The sequence below is a fragment of the Paraburkholderia sp. RL17-383-BIF-A genome, from assembly GCF_046028015.1.
In the GTDB taxonomy this organism is placed as follows: domain Bacteria; phylum Pseudomonadota; class Gammaproteobacteria; order Burkholderiales; family Burkholderiaceae; genus Paraburkholderia.
Genome location: NZ_JARESR010000036.1, coordinates 67,854 through 83,001 on the forward strand (window position 1 = coordinate 67,854; position 15,148 = coordinate 83,001).

Annotated in this window: 15 protein-coding genes, 1 tRNA gene and 1 pseudogene; 10 read left to right on the plus strand and 7 right to left on the minus strand. The window is 61.6% G+C overall.

Annotation, left to right across the window (positions count from 1 at the left end; genetic code table 11):
* Positions 1-89: 89 nt before the first annotated feature.
* The 6 genes from ispE to hisC all read left to right on the plus strand — a co-directional run bounded on the left by ispE (position 90) and on the right by hisC (position 4,840).
* On the plus strand, positions 90-971 hold the full coding sequence (ispE, locus tag P0D71_RS30255; RefSeq protein WP_091796806.1) for a 4-(cytidine 5'-diphospho)-2-C-methyl-D-erythritol kinase: 882 nt from the start codon (positions 90-92) through the stop codon (positions 969-971).
* A 52-nt stretch (positions 972-1,023) separates the two neighbouring features.
* A tRNA-Gln gene (locus tag P0D71_RS30260) sits at positions 1,024-1,100 on the plus strand.
* A 46-nt stretch (positions 1,101-1,146) separates the two neighbouring features.
* Positions 1,147-2,103 (plus strand): ribose-phosphate pyrophosphokinase, encoded by a 957-nt coding sequence (locus tag P0D71_RS30265; protein WP_006048037.1) that lies wholly within the window; start codon positions 1,147-1,149, stop codon positions 2,101-2,103.
* Positions 2,104-2,267: 164 nt separating this feature from the next.
* Positions 2,268-2,891 (plus strand): 50S ribosomal protein L25/general stress protein Ctc, encoded by a 624-nt coding sequence (locus P0D71_RS30270; RefSeq protein WP_091796807.1) that lies wholly within the window; start codon positions 2,268-2,270, stop codon positions 2,889-2,891.
* A 149-nt stretch (positions 2,892-3,040) separates the two neighbouring features.
* Positions 3,041-3,643, plus strand: a complete 603-nt coding sequence (pth, locus tag P0D71_RS30275; RefSeq protein ID WP_091796808.1) for an aminoacyl-tRNA hydrolase — start codon at positions 3,041-3,043, stop codon at positions 3,641-3,643.
* Between the two features lie 117 nt (positions 3,644-3,760).
* Positions 3,761-4,840: a histidinol-phosphate transaminase gene (gene hisC / locus P0D71_RS30280; protein WP_408483344.1), complete on the plus strand. Its 1,080-nt coding sequence runs from the start codon at positions 3,761-3,763 to the stop codon at positions 4,838-4,840.
* Between the two features lie 92 nt (positions 4,841-4,932).
* On the opposite strand, the gene P0D71_RS30285 is transcribed toward hisC, so the two are convergent.
* The 3 genes from P0D71_RS30285 to rsmD form a co-directional block, all read right to left on the minus strand.
* Positions 4,933-5,190, minus strand: a complete 258-nt coding sequence (locus P0D71_RS30285; RefSeq protein WP_091796810.1) for a YfhL family 4Fe-4S dicluster ferredoxin — start codon at positions 5,188-5,190, stop codon at positions 4,933-4,935.
* A 63-nt stretch (positions 5,191-5,253) separates the two neighbouring features.
* Positions 5,254-5,769 carry a pantetheine-phosphate adenylyltransferase gene (gene coaD, locus P0D71_RS30290; RefSeq protein WP_091796829.1) on the minus strand — a complete coding sequence of 172 codons (516 nt, stop codon included), beginning with the start codon at positions 5,767-5,769 and terminating at the stop codon, positions 5,254-5,256.
* A gap of 111 nt (positions 5,770-5,880) precedes the next feature.
* The gene (gene rsmD, locus P0D71_RS30295) at positions 5,881-6,495 is read right to left on the minus strand and encodes a 16S rRNA (guanine(966)-N(2))-methyltransferase RsmD (RefSeq protein ID WP_408353364.1); all 615 of its coding nucleotides are present in this window, start codon (positions 6,493-6,495) and stop codon (positions 5,881-5,883) included.
* A gap of 241 nt (positions 6,496-6,736) precedes the next feature.
* Between rsmD and ftsY the strand changes: the two genes are divergently transcribed.
* A complete protein-coding gene (gene ftsY, locus P0D71_RS30300; RefSeq protein ID WP_408353362.1) occupies positions 6,737-7,903 on the plus strand; it encodes a signal recognition particle-docking protein FtsY in 1,167 nt (388 codons plus the stop codon).
* 126 nt (positions 7,904-8,029) lie between these two features.
* Here ftsY and maiA read toward each other — a convergent pair whose 3' ends face one another.
* Entirely contained in the window at positions 8,030-8,674 is a 645-nt protein-coding gene (maiA, locus tag P0D71_RS30305; protein WP_408483345.1) for a maleylacetoacetate isomerase, read from the minus strand.
* Between the two features lie 25 nt (positions 8,675-8,699).
* Positions 8,700-9,398 (minus strand): fumarylacetoacetate hydrolase family protein, encoded by a 699-nt coding sequence (locus P0D71_RS30310; RefSeq protein ID WP_408483346.1) that lies wholly within the window; start codon positions 9,396-9,398, stop codon positions 8,700-8,702.
* A 228-nt stretch (positions 9,399-9,626) separates the two neighbouring features.
* On the opposite strand from P0D71_RS30310, the gene ybiB reads away from it, so the two are divergent.
* Complete coding sequence (ybiB, locus tag P0D71_RS30315; protein ID WP_091800833.1) at positions 9,627-10,598, plus strand: DNA-binding protein YbiB; 972 nt, start codon at positions 9,627-9,629, stop codon at positions 10,596-10,598.
* Between the two features lie 491 nt (positions 10,599-11,089).
* Positions 11,090-12,106 (plus strand): annotated as a pseudogene (locus P0D71_RS30320) (2-isopropylmalate synthase); the annotation flags it as partial.
* Positions 12,107-12,391: 285 nt separating this feature from the next.
* Here the strand turns inward: P0D71_RS30320 and P0D71_RS30325 are convergent.
* Together P0D71_RS30325 and P0D71_RS30330 are read right to left on the minus strand one after the other, a co-directional pair.
* Positions 12,392-12,775 (minus strand): nuclear transport factor 2 family protein, encoded by a 384-nt coding sequence (locus P0D71_RS30325; protein ID WP_091796835.1) that lies wholly within the window; start codon positions 12,773-12,775, stop codon positions 12,392-12,394.
* A 43-nt stretch (positions 12,776-12,818) separates the two neighbouring features.
* Positions 12,819-13,382, minus strand: coding sequence for an acyloxyacyl hydrolase (locus tag P0D71_RS30330; protein ID WP_408302418.1), 564 nt, complete (start codon positions 13,380-13,382; stop codon positions 12,819-12,821).
* 363 nt (positions 13,383-13,745) lie between these two features.
* Here P0D71_RS30330 and rpoH point away from each other — a divergent pair, with 363 nt between their 5' ends.
* Positions 13,746-14,681 carry an RNA polymerase sigma factor RpoH gene (gene rpoH / locus P0D71_RS30335; RefSeq protein ID WP_091796837.1) on the plus strand — a complete coding sequence of 312 codons (936 nt, stop codon included), beginning with the start codon at positions 13,746-13,748 and terminating at the stop codon, positions 14,679-14,681.
* Positions 14,682-15,148 lie beyond the last annotated feature (467 nt).

Consider the following 15,148-nt stretch of genomic DNA (forward strand, 5'->3'; position numbering starts at 1 on the left):
CCGCGCCGCTTCACGCACCGCCTCACGCACCGTTGCGCGCGCGACCTTGCCGCTTCTTCTGCGTCATCCGGCGCATGTAGCCTCAACTCATGATTGAAACGACCGATTCGCTGCGCGATTGCCTCGCGCCAGCGAAACTCAACCTCTTCCTGCACATCACCGGCCGCCGGCCGGATGGCTATCACACGCTGCAAACGGTCTTCCAGTTGCTCGACTGGGGCGACACCCTGCACTTCAAGCGACGCGACGACGGACTCATCACGCGCAGCACCGAGATCGCCGAGGTGCCGCCGGAGCACGACCTGACCGTGCGCGCCGCGACGCTGCTCAAGACGCATACGGGTTCGCCTGAAGGCGTCGATATCGAAATCGAGAAGCGCCTGCCAATGGGCGCCGGCCTCGGCGGCGGCAGCTCCGACGCGGCGACAACCTTGCTCGCGCTGAACCGTCTGTGGAAGCTCAACCTACCGCGTCTCGAATTGCAGGCGCTGGCGTTGAAACTCGGCGCCGATGTGCCATTTTTTGTTTTTGGAAAAAATGCGTTCGCACAGGGTGTCGGAGAAGCATTAGACGTTGTACAATTGCCGCCGCGCCATTTCCTAGTAGTGACGCCGAGGGTTCATGTTCCGACTGCAGCGATTTTTTCTGAAAAAGCGTTGACAAGAGATTCAAAACCCCTCACAATTACGGACTTTCCTGCAGAACTTAGCTGCAACACTGAATGGCCAGAAAGCTTTGGCCGGAATGACATGCAGCAGGTTGTCGTAGGGAAGTACGCGGAAGTAGCGCAAGTGCTGCGATGGTTTGAAAACGTCGCGCCAGCGCGGATGTCTGGATCAGGTGCAAGTGTCTTTGCAGCGTTCCGTAGTAAAGCTGAAGCAGAAGCGGTGCAAACCAAACTGCCAGGCGAATGGAACAGCGCAGTGGCGGCAAGTCTCGATCAGCATCCACTCTTTACTTTCGCGTCATAAGTTTTGCATCGTCGAACGAAACTCCACGTTCGGCGGAGCTCAGAGTTAGTGTAGGGGAGTCGCCAAGCTGGTTAAGGCACCGGATTTTGATTCCGGCATGCAAAGGTTCGAATCCTTTCTCCCCTGCCAAAATTTCTCGCATTTCCCCTCGCCCCCAGCCTGAAGTAGGTGCACGATGAGCAGCCATGACGGCCTGATGGTTTTTACTGGCAACGCAAATCCCGCGCTTGCACAGGAAGTCGTCAAAATTCTCGGTATTCCCCTCGGCAAAGCAATGGTTAGCCGTTTCTCGGACGGTGAAATCCAGGTCGAGATTCAGGAAAACGTGCGTGGCAAGGATGTCTTTGTCCTGCAGTCCACGTGCGCACCGGCGAACGACAATCTGATGGAACTGATGATCATGGTCGATGCGCTCAAGCGCGCATCCGCAGGCCGGATTACCGCAGCCATCCCCTACTTCGGTTATGCCCGTCAAGATCGCCGCCCGCGTTCCGCGCGCGTTGCCATCTCGGCGAAGATCGTGGCGAACATGCTGGAAATCGCCGGCGTCGAGCGGATCATTACGATGGATCTGCACGCCGACCAGATCCAAGGCTTCTTCGACATTCCGGTCGACAACATCTACGCTACGCCCGTGCTGCTCGGCGATCTGCGCAAGCAGAACTACGAGAACCTGCTGGTCGTTTCGCCGGACGTCGGCGGCGTGGTGCGTGCCCGGGCATTGGCCAAGCAACTGAATTGCGATCTCGCGATCATCGACAAACGCCGCCCGAAGGCGAACGTTGCCGAAGTGATGAACATTATCGGTGAAGTCGAAGGCCGCACCTGCGTGATCATGGACGACATGGTCGATACCGCCGGCACGCTCTGCAAGGCAGCTCAGGTTTTGAAGGAGCGCGGCGCAAAACAGGTGTTCGCTTACGCGACTCACCCGGTTCTGTCAGGCGGCGCAGGCGAGCGTATCGCTGCTTCCGCACTCGACGAACTCGTTGTCACGGATACGATCCCGCTCGGCGAAGAAGCCCGTTCGTGCGCCAAGATCCGTTCGTTGACCAGCGCCGGCCTGCTGGCCGAAACGTTCTCGCGGATTCGCCGCGGCGATTCGGTCATGTCGCTGTTCGCTGAAAGTTAAGTATTTGCGAAGGCGCAGCGCGTCGCTCATGGCGGCACACTGCGCTTTCGCGCAATCGGCATGAACGAACGAAGGTTCGTGCCGCAGTTCTGGGGCCTCAGCCGTAATGGCTTGCAGGCCCCGTTTTTACTGCCTGGTCGCGGGCAGTGCATTGGAGATTCAACATGAAAGTAGTCGCTTTCGAGCGTTCTTTGCAAGGTACGGGTGCGAGCCGCCGCCTGCGTATCTCGGGCAAGACCCCGGGCATCGTATATGGCGCTGGTGCTGAAACGCAATTGGTCGAACTGGACCACAACGCGCTGTGGCACGCGCTGAAGAAAGAAGTTTTCCACTCGTCGATCCTCGATCTGGAAGTGGCAGGCAAGTCGCAACAAGTTTTGCTGCGCGACGTGCAATACCACCCGTTCCGTCAGCTCGTGCTGCACGTGGACTTCCAACGTGTCGACGCGAAGAAGAAGCTGCACACCAAGGTGCCGCTGCACTTCATGAACCAGGAATCGAACCCGGCAGTCAAGCTGTCGAGCGCGGTGATCTCGCACGTCATCAACGAAATCGAAATCGAGTGCCTGCCGTCGGCACTGCCGGAATTCCTCGAAGTTGATCTGGCGACGATCGAAGCGGGTCACTCGGTTCACGCCAAGGACATCAAGCTGCCGGCAGGTGTGTCGCTGGTTGCTCACGTCGAAGCAGAAAACCCGGTGGTCGCAGCTGCAACGATCCCGGCTGGCGCAATCGCTGAAGGCGATGCCGCTGCTGCTGAAGGTGAAGGCGAAACGCCGGCTGCTTAAGGGCCACGAGGCACTGAGCAAGTAATCCTCTCGATCCGTTTCAATGAAACGGTCGATGTGACCCGCCGAGGTTCGCCCCGGCGGGTTTTTTTACGGTTTTTTTCGGCTCGGCTGCGTTCGCCTTCCGAGCCAGATGGACCTACGCAATCATGATCAAGCTGATCGTCGGCCTCGGCAATCCGGGCGCCGAATACACTGCGACGCGCCACAACGCCGGCTTCTGGCTGGTCGATCAACTGGCGCGCGAAGCAGGCACGACGCTGCGCGACGAGCGGCGTTTTCACGGTTTCTACGCCAAGGCACGGCTTCACGGCGAGGAAGTGCATCTGCTGGAACCGCAGACGTATATGAACCGCTCGGGACAATCGGTCGTGGCGGTTGCTCAGTTCTTCAAGATTCTCCCGGACGAGATTCTGGTCGCGCACGACGAACTCGACATGCCGCCCGGCAGCGTCAAGCTGAAGCTCGGCGGCGGCAGCGGCGGCCACAACGGGCTCAAGGACATCACGGCGCATCTGTCGTCGCAGCAATACTGGCGGCTGCGGATCGGAATTGGCCATCCGCGGGATCTTATCCCGGAAAGCGCGCGCGCCGGCGCCAAGCCGGATGTCGCCAACTACGTGTTGAAGCCGCCGCGGCGGGAAGAGCAGGATGTGATCGATGCATCGATCGAGCGTGCGCTGGCCGTGATGCCGCAAATCATCAAGGGCGAGCTAGAACGCGCGATGATGCAGCTGCATCGCAACCCATAGACTCCGCTGCTGGAACCTGGATCGCCGTATCGTCGTCGACCGCAACTATCCTGCGCAGGACCCGAGCCGGTGCTTTGCGCCAACGCCGGTCGGCCGCTTTGTATGAGGGAGAATCGCTTGAGCCGCTATTGGAGTGACATCGTTCATCATCTGACGCCGTACGTGCCCGGCGAGCAGCCCGTGGTTGCGCATCCGGTGAAGCTGAATACCAACGAAAATCCCTATCCGCCGTCGCCCCGCGTACTCGAGGCCATCCGGCAGGAACTCGGCGACTCGGCAGAATCGTTGCGCCGTTATCCCGATCCAACTGCGCGAAAACTCCGGGAAACGGTCGCCGCCTACCACGGCATCCGCGCCGAACAGATCTTTGCAGGCAACGGCTCGGACGAAGTGCTCGCCCTCACCTTCCAGGCACTGCTCAAGCACGACAAACCTTTGCTGTTTCCGGACATCACTTATAGCTTCTATCCGACCTACGCGCGGCTTTTCGAAGTCGACTACCAGACCATCCCGCTCGACGATAGCTTCGCAATCAACGTCGACGATTACGCCTCGCCGAATGGCGGCATTCTGTTCCCGAACCCGAACGCGCCGACCGGCCGGCCGCTGCCGCTCGCCGATATCGAGCGGCTCGTCGCGGGCAATCCGGATTCCGTGGTGGTGATCGACGAGGCCTATGTGGATTTCGGCGCCCAATCGGCCGTCGGCCTGATCGATCGCTATCCGAATCTGCTGGTCGTTCAGACCGTGTCGAAGTCGCGCTCGCTGGCCGGCATGCGCGTTGGCTTTGCGTTCGGCAGCCCGGAATTGATCGACGCGCTGAATCGCGTGAAGGATAGTTTCAACTCCTATCCGTTAGACCGCCTCGCACAGGTCGCCGCCACTGCAGCATACGAAGACGACGCCTGGTTTCGCGACACGTGCGCCAAGGTCATCGCGAGCCGTGAACGGCTGGCCGCCGGGTTGACGGCGCTGGGCTTCGAGGTGGTGCCGTCGGCGGCGAATCTTCTGTTCGCGCGCCACGAAGGCCACGACGCTGCGACGCTCGCGTCACAGTTAAGGGAAAAGGAGATTTTCGTGCGCCATTTCAAAGCGCCGCGAATCGACCAACATTTGCGGATCTCGGTCGGCACCGACGCCGAATGTGACATTCTGCTGGGCGCGTTGCGCGACATCTTCGGTACATACGTCGGATAGCGCGTCGGATAGCGCGGCGTACAGCTTAAAAAGCGCGGTATAAAAAAACGGCGAGCCCAAAAGGTCTCGCCGCTTTTTTTAAACTCCGTACCTCACTCGCTTTTTGCAGCCTGTAGCGCGTGGTATTTCGCCATTAGCGCATCGGGCGTTTCCAGATGCTCCGGATCGCGAGGAATACACTCGACCGGGCACACCTGAATACACTGAGGCTCGTCGAAATGCCCGACGCACTCGGTACACTTCTTCGGGTCGATCACATAGATTTCCGGGCCCATCGAAATCGCGTCGTTCGGGCACTCAGGCTCGCATACGTCGCAATTGATGCACTCGTCGGTAATCATCAAGGCCATACTTCTCTCACTTCACGCCGGCGGCAGCCAGCTTTGATCCGTCAAACCGACAGTTTACGCCGGTTACGGTTGCCCCGCCGAAGCGCCGTTGGCCGGGTCCAGCGCGGCGACCTTTTCCTTCAGCCATTGCTCGACCGACGGGAACACGAATTTGCTGACATCGCCGCCCAGTTGGGCGATTTCGCGCACAATCGTGCCCGAAATGAACTGGTATTGATCGGACGGCGTCATGAACATGGTTTCGACATCAGGCAGCAAATAGCGATTCATGCCGGCCATCTGGAACTCATATTCGAAGTCCGACACGGCCCGCAGGCCACGCACGATCACCCGCGCGTTATTGCTGCGCACGAAATCCTTCAGCAGCCCCTTGAAACTCATTACCTGAACGTTCGGGTAGTGCCCGAGCACTTCGTGAGCAATGTCGAGGCGCTCTTCGAGCGTGAAAAACGGCTTTTTGTTACGGCTGTCGGCGACACCGACCACCAGCGTGTCGAAAATGCTCGACGCGCGCCGAACGAGGTCTTCGTGACCGCGCGTCAGCGGATCGAACGTGCCCGGGTACACGGCGACTACCATGAGACTTCTCCTCTCTTCAGACAAAGGGCACGTCAAAGCGTCCACGCGACGCATTTGGCACCGACCGCGCACGTGACGGCAGACCGCCCGGCGCTTGTTTTGGAACGCGCATTATTCCTTATTTTCGCGCTGCAGCAAATGAAAGTGGACAGCGCCCGCTTTCCCTTGCCGCACGATTTCCCACCCGGCGAGCGTCTCGTTTTCCTCGACTTCGAGCGCCTCGCCGGCTTCCACGTAAAGAAATCCGTCTGCGCTGACGAGCGGCACCGCGAGTGCGAGCGCTTTGCCGAGCAGATCTTCGCCGAACGGCGGGTCGAGAAACACCACGTCGAATGATCCAGGCGGGAGACTCGCGGCAAGACGCAAACCGTCGGCTTCAGCAATTTCGATCGTGCGCGCCGACAGGCGTTCCTGATTGGCGCGCAACTGGCTGGCGGCCCGCGCATTGCGCTCCACCATCAACACCCGGGCGGCGCCGCGCGACGCCGCCTCGAAGCCCAGCGCGCCGCTGCCGGCGAACAGATCGAGGCAGCGCTGGCCGTCCAGATTCTGGCCCAGCCAGTTGAACAGCGTCTCGCGCACGCGGTCGGGCGTGGGGCGCAAGCCGTCGAGATCGAGCACGGGCAAAGGCGTGCGCTTCCAGTCACCGCCGATGATACGGATGGCGTGCGGCTTGCCGCCTTTGGACGAAGCGCCATGGGCGCGTGAAGGTGCAGAACGGGGCATGCAGTTTCGATTACGTTTTGAAAGCGCCCGCAACGTCGATACGTGAGGGCCGGAGCGCCAACGTTACCACAGCGACGCTGCGCGTCCAGCCTGGCCGTTCGGCCGATACGACGGGCAGCGGCGCGCCTGATAAAATGAGCGGCTTCCAGCGCCTTGCATCCCGCATCGCAACGCTGCCTGCCGCTCCCGCCGGTCTCATGCCGGCTGCGCGCATCGGCGCGCGCTCTCACCACGCCAGATCATGTTCAGCTTTTTCAAACGATTCAAGGGTTCGAAAGAGTCCGATAACGCGCCAGAAGAGTCGCAATCCGCGCCAGAAGCCCCGGCGTCCGAAGCCGCCGTGCAGGCGCCTGCGCCGGTCGCGCCGGCCACCCCGCGTCCGGCGGTGGCTCCGGCTCGCGTCGAGGCGCCTCCTGCGGCCGCTCCGGCGGCAATCGAGCCCGAGCCGGAAGAATCCGCGCCCGAAACCGTCGAAATCGTTCCGCCTCCGCTGCAGGACGCAGGCGCGAAGCGCTCATGGCTGACACGCCTGAAGACTGGCCTGTCGAAAACGAGTTCGAGCCTGACCGGCATCTTTGTCGGCACGAAGATCGACGAGGATCTGTACGAAGAGCTCGAAACCGCGCTGCTAATGTCGGACGCGGGCGTCGACGCCACCGAATTCCTGCTCGAAGCGCTGCGCGAAAAAGTGCGGGCCGAGCGCCTCACCGAACCGCAGCAGGTCAAGGCGGCGCTGCGCACACTGCTGGTCGACCTGCTCAAGCCGCTTGAAAAATCGCTTATGCTCGGCCGCGCGCAGCCGCTCGTCATGATGATCGCGGGCGTCAACGGCGCGGGCAAAACCACCAGCATCGGCAAGCTCGCCAAACATCTGCAAAGCTTCGATCAGTCGGTGCTACTGGCCGCGGGCGACACGTTCCGCGCCGCCGCGCGCGAGCAACTGGCCATCTGGGGCCAGCGCAACAACGTGACCGTGGTGTCGCAGGAGAGCGGCGACCCGGCCGCCGTGATCTTCGACGCGGTCGGCGCCGCGCGTGCGCGCAAGATCGACGTGATGATGGCGGACACGGCCGGTCGGCTGCCGACCCAGCTGCATCTCATGGAAGAATTGCGCAAGGTGAAACGCGTGATCGGCAAGGCACAAGACGGCGCGCCGCACGAGGTACTGCTGGTGATCGACGCCAACACCGGCCAGAATGCACTCGCGCAAGTGAAAGCTTTCGACGATGCGCTCGGCCTCACCGGCCTGATCGTCACCAAGCTCGACGGCACGGCGAAAGGCGGCATTCTGGCCGCGATCGCCCGGCAGCGTCCGATTCCGGTGTACTTCATCGGCGTGGGCGAAAAGGTCGAGGACTTGCAGCCGTTCAGCGCGGAAGAGTTTTCCGACGCGTTGCTGGGTGGCTAACGCTAAAGCGCTTAGAGCGACTGCGACTGCAGCGACGGCCGAAACAGCAAAAAAGGGCACTCCGCGGAGTGCCCTTTTTTTACCCCGCCGCCCCGATCAGACCGGAGCAAGCCGGATCGTGCGAACTTACTCGGTGTCGGGCTGCACGCCTGGCGCCGCGCGGGCAAACGCATCAAGTTGCATTGCGTAGTCGTAGATGCGCTGGATCGTCGGAAACTTCGCGGTGTCGACCTTGAAGCGTTGCGCGTTGAACACCTGCGGAATCAGGCAGGTATCGGCGATCGTGGGCGTATCGCCAAAACACAGCTTGCCGGTGCGCGAATCGCCTGCCACGTGGGCTTCGAACGTCGCGAAACCTGCTTCGACCCAATGCCGGTACCACGCGTCCTTGTCATCGTCGTCGACACACAAGGTGTGCTTCAGATACTTCAGCACGCGCAGATTGTTCAGCGGATGAATCTCGCACGCCACCTGCAATGCCAGCGCACGCACATACGCGCGATCGGCCGGGGCCACGGGCAAAAGAGGTGGCTCAGGGTGCGTCTCTTCCAGATACTCGATGATCGCGAGCGACTGCGGCATCACGTCGTTGCCGTCGACGAAGGTCGGCACGATGCCGTCCGCGTTCACCTTCCGGTACTCAGGCTTCAACTGCTCGCCGCCGTCGCGCACGAGGTGCACCGGCACGTAGTCGTACGGCAGATTCTTCACGTTCAGCGCAATACGCACGCGATAGGACGCCGAACTACGGAAATAGCTGTAGAGCTTCATGTTGTCTGTCTCCCCCAACCGGCCGTCAGACGACGCGCACGCTGAGCTCGCCGAGCCCGTCCACGCCGCCTTTCATCAGATCGCCCGGCACCACCGCGCCGACGCCTTCCGGCGTGCCGGTGAAAATCAGATCACCGGGTTGCAACTCGAACAGCGTCGACAGATAAGCGACCGTCTCGGCCACCGACCAGATCAGTTGCGACACGTCCGACCTTTGCTTTTCCTCGCCATTGACCGACAACCAGATCGCGCCTTTGCCGACATGGCCGACCGTGGCCGCCGGATGGATCGGGCCGAGCGGCGCCGAGTGATCGAAGCCCTTCGCGGTATCCCACGGACGGCCGAGCTTTTTCGCTTCGGCCTGCAGATCGCGGCGCGTCATGTCCAGACCGAGCGCATAGCCGTAGACGTGGTCGAGCGCGGTTTCGGCCGGAATGTTCTTGCCGCCCTTGCCGATCGCCGCCACCATTTCCATTTCGAAATGGACGTTTTTCGACTGCGACGGGTAAGGAAACTCGCCGGTGGCGCCGGGCGCCACGTACAGCACGGCGTCAGCCGGCTTGGCGAAGAAGAACGGCGGTTCGCGGTCAGGATCGTGTCCCATCTCCCGCGCATGTGCCTCGTAATTGCGGCCCACGCAGTAGATGCGACGCACCGCGAACTGCTCGCTGGACCCCACCACCGGCACCGCGACCACCGGTGCGGGTGCAAACACGTAACTCATCCCGTTCTCCGTTCGTTGATGTATGCCGCCAGCGCGGCAATAAAACATCGAGTGTAACGCGCGGCAAAGCGCCGCGCGCAGCAGTTCGGCGTGAACCGGCAAGGCCCGAACCGCGGACGCGCTGCCTCGCCGGATCGCCATAGATGCGATACTCACACTGAATAGCGTCCCTTGAATACCATGGCCGACCGCTCCGAGGCGGCACGCCAATACGTCCCACTGCGCCCGATGACCGACTCCGCCGACACCGCCAATCCCTTCCCCTGTGCCCGCTTCATCAAGGAAATCGGCCGGGGCCCCAACGGCGCCCGCGCGCTGACTGCCGACGATACGCGCGCGCTCTACACCGCCATGCTCGACGGCCGCGTGGCCGATCTCGAACTCGGCGCGGTGTTGCTCGCGTATCGCGTGAAGGGCGAAACCGCCGACGAACTCGCCGCGATGCTGGCCGGCGCGCATGCGTCGTTCGAGCCGGTTCATCTGCCGCACGGCGCGTTTCGGCCCGTGTCGATACCCACCTACAACGGCGCGCGCAAGCAGCCGAATCTGGTGCCGCTGCTCGCCCTGCTGCTGGCTCGCGAAGGCGTGCCGGTGCTGGTGCATGGCGTAACCGAAGATCCGGGCCGCGTGACGAGCGCGGAAATCTTCACGCATCTGCAGATTCCGCACGCGCGCTCGCTCGCCGACATCGAAGACGGTCTCGCCGAGCGCCGCCTTGCGTTCGCGCCGATCGACATGCTCGCGCCGAAACTCGCGCGCCTGCTCGCGCTGCGCCGGCGCATGGGCGTGCGTAATTCGACGCACACGCTGGTAAAGATTCTGCAACCGTTCGCGCCCGCGGGATTGCGCCTCGTGAACTACACGCACCCGCCCTATCGCGACAGTCTCACGCAACTGTTCAACACACATCCGGACGCGGCAGCCGGCGGCGCCTTGCTCGCGCGCGGAACAGAAGGCGAAGCGGTGGCGGATACGCGCCGTCAGGTGCAGGTCGACTGGCTGCATGACGGGATCTGCGAAACACGCGTGCCGCATGAACGCTCGTCGCCCGATGCGCCGGAAGTCGACTTGCCCGAGGCGAAAGACGCGCCGACGACAGCCGCCTGGATCAGCGCCGTCCTGCGTGGCGAGGCGCCGGTGCCGAGCGCGATCGAACGGCAGGTCGAACTGATCGTGGACGTCGCAAGAATGCCGGTGTGACGGCCTCGCAGTAAGCGCGACGACTCGCTCGCAGTCGCCCGGCGCGAGCGCGGCGGGTTGACACGCTGTCGCGCGCCGTCATACATTAGATCCATGCGTTCCCTTCCGAACACCCTCCGAATTACCTCCGGCCGCCTAGCGCGGCCCCTATCGCTACGCCTAGCGTAAGTCAGGCGTAGCGTCCGCGCGTCGGCAACCGCGTTGCCTTCGTCCGGTCCTCCCAGCTGTTCCCGTTTCATCCCCAAAGCGTAGTTCTTCACCACCTGTAGTCGTTTGCATTCGTCCGTTTACCGCGCGGACGAAGCACGAGGATCAAATGCACGTCGCATGGGCCATCTCCACGTCCGTTTTCGTCGTCTCGATGAGGTTGTTCATTCGCGCCCGTTCGTTGCTGCCGCTAACCACCGGTTGGCGGACCGTGCACCCGTGGCAGTCCGCCAACCGCTCGACGCCACACCCTTTTGCACACGACACCACGAACGAGGCTCACCATGTTGCGCAATCCCGCTGAAAAATACCGCCCCTTCCCCGCTGTACGACTGACCGGCCGCAAATGGCCGAGCCGCACGATCAACCAGGCGCCGGTCTGGATGAGCACCGATTTGCGCGACGGCAACCAGGCGCTCATCGAGCCGATGAACGCCGCACAAAAACTCGAATTCTTCGAGATGCTGGTCGCAATCGGCTTCAAGGAGATCGAGGTGGGCTATCCGTCGGCATCGCAAACGGATTTCGATTTCGTCCGCAAGCTGATCGAGGAAAACCGCATTCCCGACGACGTGACGATCGAGGTGTTCATGCCATCGCGAGCGGAACTGATCGCGCGCACATTCGAAGCGCTGGAAGGCGTGCCGCGCGCGATCGTGCATTTGTACAACGCAATCTGCCCGACGTTTCGCCGGATCGTTTTCAACCAGTCGAAGGCTGAAATCAAGGCGCTGGCCGTGGAGGGCACGCAAATCATCAAGGCGCATGCGCAGGCGCGGCCCGGCACGCACTGGACCTTCCAGTACTCGCCCGAAACGTTCAATACCGCCGAGCTGCCGTTTTCGCGCGAGGTATGCGACGCGGTGGCGCAGACATGGCGGCCCACGCGCGATCACAAAATGATCGTCAACCTTCCCGCGAGCGTGGAGGCGGCGACGCCGAACGTATTCGCCGACCAGATCGAATGGATGGATCGCAATCTCGCCTATCGCGACAGCATCGTGCTGTCCGTGCATCCGCATAACGATCGCGGCACCGCCGTGGCCGCCGCGGAACTGGCGCTGCTGGCGGGTGCGGACCGCGTCGAAGGCTGTCTGTTCGGCAACGGCGAGCGCACCGGCAATGTCGATCTCGTCGCGCTCGCAATGAATCTGGCTACGCAAGGCATCGACACGGGGCTCGATTTCTCGGATATGGCGGCGATCCGGCGCGTGGTGGAGCGGTGCAACCAGTTGCCGGTGGATCCGCGGCACCCGTATGCGGGCGATACGGTGATTCAGGCGAAGCATGGGGCGCGACAAGGCGTCGCGGCCGAAAAGACTGTCATGGTCGAGGCCGAAACGATGGGTAGTCGCGAGTGGAGCGGTGTGGATCAGGAGAGCGTCGCGGCCTGACAATCTGGCTCCGGGAGAGGCCTTGGGTAAGGCCTCGAATCAGGCCGCAAGTGAGGCCGCGATCAGCCCCACGCCGAAGCCAAAGCGGCACATGCGCGGGACACACGCAAACCACAAGCGAGCTACCCGCTCGCTCGTGGCAACCGGACGCTCAAAAGGCGCAACCGGCCCGATAGAGTGAGCTCAAAAGGTTCACTCGATTGCGCAACGCGTCGCTTGCCAGGCGATCAGGCGCCATTGCCCGTCTTCCTGCGTATGGATCGCCGTGTAGGCAATCGGAAACAGCAGCGCGCCGTTGTTCGCTTCCATTTCGATCAACGCCCGGCCGGTGACCACGCAGGTTTCCCGCCCGACCGGCAGCAGATCTTGCGACTGCACCTCGATCTGCCGATAGCGGCGGCGCCCCGCGACAATCCCGTCGATGAACTGCCGCTTCGTTTCCCGCTTGCCGTTCGTGTGAACGTAGCTCACGTTATCCGCGAGCAGCGAGTCGAGCGACTGGCCGTCGCCGTCGACCATTGCACGAAAACGCTCTCGCTCGACCGCGCGAATCGCTTCGAATATCTTTGCCACCATCGCTCAGCCCCTCGCACCGATGAGCCGAACGTGGCCACGGTCGTCAGAAGTTATATTGCAGATATAGCTGGTGGAAATTTATACCAGGATTCGGCTCTTTGATACCGCCGTTGGAAATATGCTGGAAGCGATAGCCCGCCTGATACTGCTGGCGGTTGCCGAACTGCATGCCCAGGCCGGCCATGTCAGCGAACTGGAACGCCGTGCCCAGCGTGAAGGTCGAAGATAGCCGAGGGCTCGAAAGCAAGCGGATGCCCGCGCCTACTTCGGCATATGGGCGGATCGGGCCCGATTCCTTGATGAAGCGGATGATCGGCGTCACGCCAACCTCGGCGATATTGTCGTGCACGTTGCCTTCGTTGGTGTGCCACCATGCCACATGCGCTTCGCCGATCAGCGAGAAATGCCAGTCGCCGATCTGCCACCAGGTCAGATCCGGATCCCAGACGATTCCCAGATCAAGTTTCTTGACGTGACGATCGCCGAGTCCACCGGCCACCTGTACGCCGAACTGGTCCGCTGAAGCCAATGCCGACATTCCCACCAGTACCGCCCCTGTCGCAATTTTTAGAGCCAGACCACGCAAAGCATTCTTTTTGTTGTTCATCTAACACCCGCTCTCCGCCGAACGTTGAACAATTCGTAACAGTTCTGCGTATTCTAAGGTCAATCTCGATTAAGTGGATCGTATGAAGGAATCCAATTTTTCGCAATTAGTCACTTCAAATTCAGCAAATATCGGTCACTTATCGTCTCAAATGCGCTTTGACAGGTAACTTCTACGCTCCAAACAGAGGTGCTGAAGAAGGCGTACCATGGCTATTGGATCGTGAATTTCAATAGCGATTTGCGGAACCTAGAAGGCCCTACGCCCTCTAAGTATTAGCACTCGGTAAATCAGAGTGCTAACATCCAACGCTGGAGTCGTTACCTGAACAAGCTTTTGTCTGATTCCAAAGGAGTTTCCTACGTGAGCCATGCAATGACCCTTCCGAGTACTCTGAGCCCGTCGTCGGCTAAGGCCGCTTCGGCAGGTGCGCTGGCGCTCTCGCATTCCTCGCTGCTGCCCGGTCAACTGGGCAATATCGACGCCTACATCCAGGCCGTAAATCGGATTCCGATGCTGACGCCGGCGGAAGAACGCCAGTTCGCCACCGAATTTCGCGAGCAGGACAACCTCGAGTCCGCGCGCCGTCTCGTCCTGTCGCACCTGCGGCTGGTCGTATCGATCGCGCGCAACTATCTGGGTTATGGACTGCCGCACGCCGACCTGATCCAGGAAGGCAATATCGGCCTGATGAAGGCCGTGAAGCGCTTCGATCCGGAGCAGAACGTGCGCCTCGTGTCGTACGCCATGCACTGGATCAAGGCCGAGATCCACGAATACATTCTGCGCAACTGGCGGATGGTGAAAGTCGCCACGACCAAGGCGCAGCGCAAGCTGTTTTTCAATCTGCGCAGCCACAAGCAAGGGCTGGGCGCGTTCACGCCGGACCAGATCGACGATCTGGCCAAAGAGTTGAACGTGAAGCGCGAAGAAGTTTCCGAAATGGAAACGCGTCTGTCCGGCGGCGACATCGCGCTGGAAGGCCAGGTTGAAGACGGCGAAGAGTCGTACGCACCGATCGCCTATCTGGCCGACTCGCATAGCGAACCGACCGCCGTGCTGGCTTCGCGTCAGCGCGACAAGCTGCAAAGCGACGGTATCGCAAGCGCGCTGGACGCACTGGACGCCCGCAGCCGCCGCATCATCGAGGCTCGCTGGCTGAAGGTGGAAGACGACGGCTCGGGTGGCTCGACGCTGCACGAACTCGCCGACGAGTTTGGCGTATCGGCCGAGCGGATTCGCCAGATCGAGGCGAGCGCAATGAAGAAGATGCGCGGTGCACTCACCGAATATGCGTAAAGCCTGAAGCGTTTCAGCATGCCGGTTCGTCCGGCGCGCGGTAGCCAACCGCTAAAGCCCCGCCCTCGCAAGACGGCGGGGCTTTTTTTCGCCCGCGCCGCCGCATGCCCCCCCAGGCGCCCGCATGCGTGCAACCCAATGCAAGGTCAACGCGTTTCTTGACGTAACACAAACCCGATAGCAATACTGGTCAAACGACGCAAGTCTCGCGACCCAATGCCGCAGCACGGAACCGTTGCGCGCGAGGTTCTGCTCCTAGAATCGGGATGCATTCGCCAGACCGTTGATGCGTTCAAGCGGCTTGGCGCCAGCCGGATTCACCGGTGTGAAGTTGCCTTCTACCGATCATGACCATAGCCCTCAATCGCAATACCGTCCGCCGCCCGAGCCTGCGCAAGAGGTTCCACGGCTGGGTGCGCGGTCCGACGTTGGCGCGGGACATCGCCATCGTCCTCGCCATCAAATTC

Excerpts from the sequence above, each read along its gene's own strand:
- rsmD (WP_408353364.1), bottom strand. The coding sequence starts at position 6,495 with ATGCCCCGTTCTGCACCTTCACGCGCCCATGGCGCTTCGTCCAAAGGC.
- P0D71_RS30310 (WP_408483346.1), bottom strand. The coding sequence starts at position 9,398 with ATGAGTTACGTGTTTGCACCCGCACCGGTGGTCGCGGTGCCGGTGGTG.
- ybiB (WP_091800833.1), top strand. The coding sequence starts at position 9,627 with ATGACCGACTCCGCCGACACCGCCAATCCCTTCCCCTGTGCCCGCTTC.
- P0D71_RS30270 (WP_091796807.1), top strand. The coding sequence starts at position 2,268 with ATGAAAGTAGTCGCTTTCGAGCGTTCTTTGCAAGGTACGGGTGCGAGC.
- P0D71_RS30285 (WP_091796810.1), bottom strand. The coding sequence starts at position 5,190 with ATGGCCTTGATGATTACCGACGAGTGCATCAATTGCGACGTATGCGAG.
- coaD (WP_091796829.1), bottom strand. The coding sequence starts at position 5,769 with ATGGTAGTCGCCGTGTACCCGGGCACGTTCGATCCGCTGACGCGCGGT.
- P0D71_RS30325 (WP_091796835.1), bottom strand. The coding sequence starts at position 12,775 with ATGGTGGCAAAGATATTCGAAGCGATTCGCGCGGTCGAGCGAGAGCGT.
- ftsY (WP_408353362.1), top strand. The coding sequence starts at position 6,737 with ATGTTCAGCTTTTTCAAACGATTCAAGGGTTCGAAAGAGTCCGATAAC.
- ispE (WP_091796806.1), top strand. The coding sequence starts at position 90 with ATGATTGAAACGACCGATTCGCTGCGCGATTGCCTCGCGCCAGCGAAA.
- pth (WP_091796808.1), top strand. The coding sequence starts at position 3,041 with ATGATCAAGCTGATCGTCGGCCTCGGCAATCCGGGCGCCGAATACACT.
- maiA (WP_408483345.1), bottom strand. The coding sequence starts at position 8,674 with ATGAAGCTCTACAGCTATTTCCGTAGTTCGGCGTCCTATCGCGTGCGT.
- P0D71_RS30265 (WP_006048037.1), top strand. The coding sequence starts at position 1,147 with ATGAGCAGCCATGACGGCCTGATGGTTTTTACTGGCAACGCAAATCCC.
- P0D71_RS30330 (WP_408302418.1), bottom strand. The coding sequence starts at position 13,382 with ATGAACAACAAAAAGAATGCTTTGCGTGGTCTGGCTCTAAAAATTGCG.